This is a genomic window from Actinomycetota bacterium, from assembly GCA_030776725.1.
Classification (GTDB): Bacteria; Actinomycetota; Nitriliruptoria; order Nitriliruptorales; family JAHWKO01; genus JAHWKW01.
The window spans coordinates 1-7,037 of sequence record JALYHG010000269.1 but is presented as its reverse complement, the minus strand read 5'-3'; the positions used below and the strand labels follow the sequence as shown (position 1 = coordinate 7,037).

The window sequence follows — 7,037 nt, the reverse complement described above, 5'->3', positions numbered from 1 at the left end:
GGCCCGCGCCGTGGCCGCCGCCATCGACGCCGGCGACCTCCCCACGGCGCGCACGCGCGTCCGCGCTCTGGTCAGCCGTGATCCCGACGTGCTCGACGGCGACGGGCTGGTCCGCGCCACCGTCGAGTCGGTCGCGGAGAACACCTCCGACGCGGTCGTCGCGGTGCTGGCGTGGGCGGCGGTCGCAGGTCCGGCCGGGGTCGTCGCGCACCGGGCGGTCAACACCCTCGACGCGATGGTCGGGTACCGCGACGGTCGCTACGCCCGGTTCGGTTGGGCCGCCGCCCGCCTCGACGACGTGCTCAACGCCGTCCCCGCCCGGCTCACGGCCGTCCTCGCGGTGGCGCTGGCCCCCGCGGTCGGCGGCCATCCTCGCCGTGCCTGGCGGGTCCTGCGTCGCGACGGGCGCGTCCACGCCAGCCCCAACGCCGGCCCGGTCGAGGCCGCGTTCGCCGGCGCCCTCGAGGTCGTCGTCGGAGACGACGTGGTCGCCTACCACGGCCAGATGGTGGCCCGGCCTCGCATCGGAGACGGCACCACTCCGCGCGTCGCGGACGTCGACCGCGCCATCCGCCTGTCGCGCGCGGTGGGGGCGGTCGCCGCCGGCATCGCCGCTGCAGTGCTGGCGTGGACGGGCCAGCGGTGAGAGGCGCGCTGCTGGTGTGTGGGACCGGCTCCGATGTCGGTAAGAGCGTCGTCGTCGCAGGTCTGTGCCGCTGGCTGCACCGCCGGGGCGTGTCCGTCGCCCCGTTCAAGGCGCAGAACATGGCCCTCAACGCGGCGGTCACCGCCGACGGGGGCGAGATCGGCCGGGCCCAGGCCGCGCAGGCCGCCGCGGCACGGGTCCCGCCCGAGGCCGCGATGAACCCGATCCTGATCAAACCGACCGGGGAACGCCACAGTCAGGTCGTGGTGCTCGGCCGGCCGGCGTTCGACGTCGACGCGCGCTCCTACCGCCACCGCTGCGGCGAGCTCCTTCCGGTCGTGGTGCAGGCGTTGGCGGACCTGCGCACCCGGTTCGACGTGGTCGTCTGCGAGGGCGCCGGGAGCGCCGCCGAGATCAACCTCCGCGCCGGGGACCTGGCCAACCTGGGGCTGGCCCGGACAGGGGACCTGCCGGTCGTGGTCGTCGGCGACGTGGACCGTGGCGGGGTGTTCGCGGCGCTGCACGGCACGGTCGCGCTGCTTGACGCGGCCGACCAGGCGCACGTCGCCGGGTTCGTGATCAACCGGTTCCGGGGCGACCCCCGGGTGATCGCCCCCGGGCTCGAGCAGCTGCGTGGCCTGACCGGGCGCCCGGTCCTCGGGGTCCTGCCTCACCGCGACGGGCTGTGGCTCGACGTGGAGGACTCGCTCGCGCTCGACGCCGCCGGGTGGGACCGCACTGGCGGAACCCCGGGCGACCCCGACGGCCAGATCGACGTGGCGGTGGTCCGCCTGCCACGCATCAGCAACTTCACCGACGCCGACCCGCTCGCGGCCGAGCCAGGCGTCGCCGTCCGCTTCACCGCGAGCCCCGCGGTGGTGGCCCGCGCGGACCTGGTCGTCGTACCCGGGACCAAAGCCACGGTCGACGACCTGGCCTGGGTGCGGCGCACCGGCCTGGACCGGGTGTTGCGACAACGGGCCCGCGCCGGCCGCCCCGTCCTGGGTCTCTGCGGCGGGTACCAGCTGCTCGGCGACCGCATCGTCGACCACGTCGAGTCCGGGCGGGGGGAGGTGGCCGGCCTGGGTCTCCTCCCGGTCGACACGGTGTTCGCGCCCGACAAGGTCGTCGGCCGCCCCGCCGGGACCGCCCCGTTCCTGGGCGGCGTGGCGGTGGACGGCTACGAGATCCGCCACGGCCGCGTCACCGTCCACGGCGGCGAGCCGTTCCTGCGCCACACCGACGGCCGCGACGAGGGCTGCGTCGCCGGGGCCGTCGCCGGGACGTCCTGGCACGGTGCGCTGGAGTGCGACGCGTTCCGCCGCGCGCTGCTGGCCTGGGTCGCCGCCGCAACCGGGCGGACCTGGCGGCCGGGGACCCGCCCGTTCGCCGCCGTCCGCGAGGAACGCCTCGACCGCCTCGGCGACCTGATCGCCGACCACCTGGACACCACCGCCGTCGCCGAGCTGATCACCCACGGCGCACCACCCGGTCTCCCGGTCGTCCCCCCCGCCGGGGTGGCCCACACGGGGAGCCGCGCGTGACCACCACGATCGTGCTGCTGACGACAGCCGACACCGAGATCCTGGCGGTGGCCGAAGCGGTCCCGCACCTGCCAGCGGGGTTCCCGCAGGTCCGGGCGCTCAACCCCGCCCGCGCTCCGCAGGACGCGACCAGCCGGTGGATCGACGACGCGACCGCCGGTGCGGGCGTGGTGCTGGTCCGGCTGCTGGGTGGCCGGTCGGCGTTCCCTGAGCTGTTCGACCGGCTGCGGGAGCGCTGCGCCGACCGACGGATCCCGCTGCTGGCGTTCGGTGGCGAGGACGCCCCCGATGCAGACCTCACCGCCGCCTCGACCGCGCCGCCGTCGGTGGTCGCCGACGCCTTCGAGTACCTGCGGCTCGGTGGCGTCGAGAACACCGCGAACCTGCTCCGCTTCGTCGCCGACACGATCCTGTTGGAGGGGTTCGGCTTCGACCCGCCCCGGTCGGTCCCGCCGTTCGGGCTGTACCACCCGCACGCTCCCGACGACGCCGCCGCGGCCCGACGCTTGGATGCCGACCGACCCACGGTCGTGGTCGTCTTCTACCGTTCGCACCTGACCAGCGGGAACGTCGCGTTCGTCGACGCGCTCCTGGCGGCGATCGAGGAGCGCGGAGCCAACGCCGTCGGCCTGTACTGCTACTCGCTCCGCCCCGAACACGACGGGCAGGTGGCGGCGCTGGACCACCTGCGTGACGCCGGGGTGGTCCCCGACGCGCTGGTGCTGACCGTCCTGGCGATGGGTGGCTCGACGGGAGCAGATGCCGACGGCTGGGAGGTCCCCGCGCTCCGCGAGCTCGGCGTCCCCGTGGTGCAGGGGCTGGTCGCGACCGTCGACCGTCAACGCTGGTCGGACTCGGACGTCGGGCTGTCCCCGCTCGACACCGCCATGCAGATCGCTCTCCCCGAGTTCGACGGGCGGGTGGTCGGCGTGCCGTTCTCGTTCAAGGAGGAGGTCCCCGCCGGTCGTGCCACGGTCGGTGGCCCGGTCGTCACGTACGTCCCCGACCGTGAACGTGCCGGCCGCGTCGCCGGTCTGGCGGTCAACCACGCGCGGCTGCGGTGGGTGCGCAACGCCGACAAGAGGGTGGCGGTGGTGCTGTCCAACTACCCCACCCGCCACAGCCGGGTCGGGAACGGCGTCGGGCTGGACACCCCCGCGTCGACGGTGCGGATCCTGTCCGCCCTCGGCGACGCCGGGTACGACCTGGGCAACGTCGATGAGCGTCTCGTCCCACGTCGCTCAAGTCGCGCCAGCGGTCGCGACCAGATCACCGACGGCGACGCGCTGATCCACGCCCTGATCGACGCGGGAGGCTTCGACGAGGAGTTCCTCACGGAGGCTCAGCTAGCCCGCCTCGACGCCCACCTCGACGTCGACCGCTACACGCGTTGGTTCCACGACCTGCCTGTCGACCTGCAGTCGGCGGTGCAGGAGGCGTGGGGTCCGCCGCCCGGCGAACTGTTCGTCACGCCCGACGGTCGCCGACTGGCGGTCGCTGCGCTGCGCCTGGGCAACGTCGTGGTCGCCATCCAGCCGCCCCGCGGCTTCGGTGCCAACCCGGTCGCGATCTACCACGACCCGGCGTTGGCCCCCACCCACCACTACCTGGCGGTCTACTGGTGGCTCACCCGAGTGTTCGCCGCCGACGCGGTCGTGCACGTCGGCAAGCACGGCACGCTCGAGTGGCTGCCCGGCAAGGGAGTGGGCCTGTCCGCCGCCTGCGGCCCCGACGCCGCCCTCGGGGACACGCCGCTGTTCTACCCGTTCGTGGTCAACGACCCCGGGGAGGGCACCCAGGCCAAGCGCCGCGCGCACGCCACCATCGTCGACCATCTCGTCCCACCGCAGATGCGCGCCGAGACCTACGACGACCTGCGCCGCCTCGAGCAGCTCCTCGACGAGTACGCCGAGATCGAGCTGCTGGACCCGGACAAGCTCCCCGCTCTCCGGGCGCAGGTCTGGGAGCTGCTGCAGACCACCGACATCGCCCGTGACCTGGGCGCCGACCGCCCGCCGGATGCTGACGGGTTCGGCGACCTGATCACCCACGTCGACGGGTACCTGTGCGAGATCAAGGACCTGCAGGTCCGCGGCGGTCTACACGTCCTGGGAGCGCCGCCTCGAGGCGAGCAGCTGCGCGGGCTGGTCCGCGCGATCCTCCGCCTGCCTCACGGTGACGTGCCCGGGTTGCGGGCTGCGGTCGCAGCCGTCTACGACCTCGACGAACGGGCCTTGCTCGACGCGCCGGGTGAGCCGGTCGCCGCCGGCGTGGGCCGCGACGCGCTGGTGGCAGCCAGTCCGGGTCCCGGGCGGACCGGCAGCGACCTCCTCGACCGGCTCGAATCCCTCGTGGACGCGCTCCTGGACCGCCTCCACGCCAAGGACTGGGAGACCGCAGCCGTCGACGCGGTCGTCGTCGACGTGCTGGGACGAGCGGACGCCAGCGTGGCCGACGTGCTGCGCTTCACCTGCACCGAGGTGGTCCCGCGGGTGGTGGCCTGCCGCCGTGAGCTCGACGCCCTCCTGGCCGGGCTGGACGGCCACTACCTGGAAGCCGGCCCGTCGGGGTCGCCGACCCGCGGCCGGCTCGACGTGTTACCCACCGGGAAGAACTTCTACTCGGTCGACCCCAGATCCATCCCCTCGCGCCTGTCGTGGCAGGTCGGCCAGCGCCTGGCGTCCGACCTGCTGGCGCGGGCCGTGGCCGACGACGGGACGGTGCCCGAGACGGTCGGGATCGTGGTGTGGGGCACCGCGAACATGCGCACCCACGGCGACGACATCGCCGAGATCCTGTCGCTCCTCGGCGTCCGCCCGGTGTGGGATGACGAGACCCGCCGCGTGGTCGACCTGGAGGTGATCGACCTCGACGAGCTGGCCCGGCCCCGCATCGACGTCACCGTCCGGGTCAGCGGGTTCTTCCGCGACGCCTTCCCCAACCTGGTGTCGCTCCTGGACCGGGCCGTTCAGCTGGTCGCCAGCCTCGACGAGCCGGACGAGGACAACTTCGTGGCCAAGCACGCCCGCGCCGACCGTGCACGCCTGACCGCCGCCGGCGAGGGCGACGACCGGGCCTGGCGGCGGGCCACCACCCGGGTGTTCGGCGCGAAGCCCGGCGCGTACGGTGCGGGACTGCTGCCGCTGATCGACGCGCGCAACTGGCGCGACGTCTCCGACCTGGCCGAGGTGTACGCGGTGTGGGGAGGGTACGCGTACGGCGAGGGGCTCGACGGGGCACCCGCCCGCGACGACCTGGAGACGAACCTGTCGCGGGTCTCGGTGGCGGTGAAGAACATCGACACGCGCGAGCACGACATCCTCGACTCCGACGACTACTTCCAGGAGCACGGCGGCATGGTGGCGACGATCCGGGCGCTGACCGGCGTCGCGCCGCGGGCCTACATCGGTGACGGCACCGACCCGGCGCGTCCCGCGACGCGGTCGTTGCAGCAGGAGACCAACCGGATCTTCCGCGCGCGGGTCGCCAACCCCCGCTGGATCGCGGCGATGATGCGTCACGGCTACAAGGGCGCGTTCGAACTCGCGGCGACCGTCGACTACCTGTTCGGCTACGACGCCACCGCCGGAGTGGTCCACGACTGGATGTACGAGACGGTCGCGGCCCGCTACGTGTTCGACGCCGACACCCGGGCCTTCCTCGAACGGTCCAACCCCTGGGCGCTGCGGGCCATGACCGAGCGGCTGCTGGAGGCCGCGGACCGACGTCTGTGGGCACAGCCACGTGAGGACACGCTCGCGCAGCTGCGCGCCGCCTACCTGGCGTGCGACGCCGGGCTCGAGGACCGCACCGAGGAGACCCCGTGACCACCGCCGTGCACGCCCCGTTCCCGTTCTCCGCGGTGGTCGGCCAGGACGACCTCAAGCTGGCCCTGCTGCTGAACGCCGTGGACCCCGCGATCGGCGGGGTCCTGGTCCGCGGCCACAAGGGCACGGCCAAGTCCACCGCGGTCCGGGCACTGGCGGCGCTGCTCCCACCCGTCGAGCAGGTCGACGGCTGTCCGTACTCCTGCGACCCGGCCGCGCCGTTCCCGACCTGCCCCGCCGGTCCGCACGCCGCCGGAGCCGACGTGACGGTGGTCGCCGCGCGGCTGGTGGAGCTCCCGGTCGGCGCCACCGAGGACCGCGTCGCCGGCTCGATCGACCTGGAGCGGGCCCTGGCCGCCGGCGCCCGCGCGTTCGAGCCCGGCCTCCTGGCCGCCGCCAACCGGGGCATCCTCTACGTCGATGAGGTCAACCTCCTGAGCGACCACCTGGTCGACCTCCTCCTGGACGCCGCGGCCATGGGCGTCGCGCACGTCGAACGCGAGGGGATCTCGGTGCGTCACGCCGCCCGGTTCCTCCTGGTGGGGACGATGAACCCCGAGGAGGGCGAGCTCCGCCCCCAGCTGCTGGACCGCTTCGGCCTCGCCGTCGAGGTCACCGCCCCCCGCGACCCGGGGGCACGGTCGGAGGTGGTCCGCCGCCGCCTGTCCTACGAGGCGGACCCGGTCGGGTTCGCGCGCCGCTACGACCGCCATGAGGCCGCGACGGCACGTCGGGTGGTCGCCGCCCGGAAGCTGCTCGGGGCGGTGACCCTCCCGGAGCGTGAGCTGGACCGGGCGGTCCGGGTGTGCGCCGCGTTCGACGTCGACGGGCTCCGCGCCGACATCGTCGTGGCCAAGGCAGCTCGGGCGATCGCCGCGTGGGAGAGCCGCGGCGAGGTCAACCGCGACGACGTCCGCCGCGCCGCGCTGCTGGCGTTGCCCCACCGTCGGCGCCGACAGCCGTTCGAGGCCCCCGACCTCGACGAGGACGCGTTGGACCGGGCGCTGGACGGTGGCGACG

Annotated in this window: 4 protein-coding genes; all 4 read left to right on the top strand. The window is 74.3% G+C overall.

Going from position 1 to position 7,037, the window contains the following annotated elements; all coding sequences use genetic code 11:
* Nucleotides 1-646: adenosylcobinamide-phosphate synthase CbiB (gene cbiB, locus M3N57_13035; protein MDP9023594.1), on the top strand; the 646-nt coding region annotated here is incomplete at its 5' end.
* A complete protein-coding gene (locus M3N57_13030; protein MDP9023593.1) occupies nt 643-2,190 on the top strand; it encodes a cobyric acid synthase in 1,548 nt (515 codons plus the stop codon). The genes cbiB and M3N57_13030, both read left to right, overlap by 4 nt.
* Entirely contained in the window at nt 2,187-6,017 is a 3,831-nt protein-coding gene (gene cobN, locus M3N57_13025) for a cobaltochelatase subunit CobN (GenBank protein ID MDP9023592.1), read from the top strand. Before M3N57_13030 ends, cobN begins: the two co-directional genes overlap by 4 nt.
* An 8-nt stretch (nt 6,018-6,025) precedes the next feature.
* Nucleotides 6,026-7,037, top strand: a 1,012-nt coding sequence (locus M3N57_13020) for an ATP-binding protein (protein MDP9023591.1), incomplete at its 3' end; no start/stop codon positions are given.